At 50.1% G+C, this 673-nt stretch carries 1 protein-coding gene; it reads left to right on the forward strand.

All coding sequences use genetic code 11. The features are described from left to right. Positions 1-26 precede the first annotated feature (26 nt). A partial coding sequence (locus tag RMSM_RS36870; RefSeq protein ID WP_144057644.1) for a GxxExxY protein occupies positions 27-673 on the forward strand: 647 nt, incomplete at its 3' end.

Consider the following 673-nt stretch of genomic DNA (forward strand, 5'->3'; position numbering starts at 1 on the left):
TTAGTCTCGTGCGTTTAGGCAATGCGATGCCGGTTGAATGCCCGATCCCGATTCCACGATTGACCAGCAAGCAGTTTGGAGATCTCGACTTCAGGGTGATGCCTGTCGCTTTCGAAGTCCATAACGACTTAGGCTGCAATTGGAACGAAATTGCTTATCAGTCGGAAATGAGTGTGAAGATTTTCGACAGGTTTGGCAGATCTGATCGCGAAGTACCGCTGACTGTCACGTTCGGGAATTTCCAAAAGACCTATCGGCTCGATCTGGTTGTCGAATCGGCTGGACGGTATGAACTAAAAACCGTCGCGGCTATCAAGGAAAGTCATATTGGTCAGGTCCTGAACTACCTTCGGTTACTCGATGCAACTCGAGCGAAAATCGTCAATTTTCGTCTACGCCGAGTCGAGTCCAAGTTCGTCAACTGTTCGGATACATTGGCACAGCGACGCGCATTCGAAGTGGACTCGGGTGATTATCGCGGCCCAGCGATTTTGCTTGATGTGACGATCTCAATGCTCCGAGACTTAGGCACCAAGCTCGCTAATTCGCTCTACACTGAATGTCTGCTGTCGAATGTTGGGCATACCCAGCGGCGGCAAATTTGGCGAGATCGAAACGTTTACCAGGATTTTGATTTGGTTGCGCAGGATGAGGCGTTCGTAGTCACATCGCT

It is taken from the genome of Rhodopirellula maiorica SM1 (genome assembly GCF_000346295.1).
GTDB classification, from domain to species: Bacteria; Planctomycetota; Planctomycetia; order Pirellulales; family Pirellulaceae; genus Novipirellula; species Novipirellula maiorica.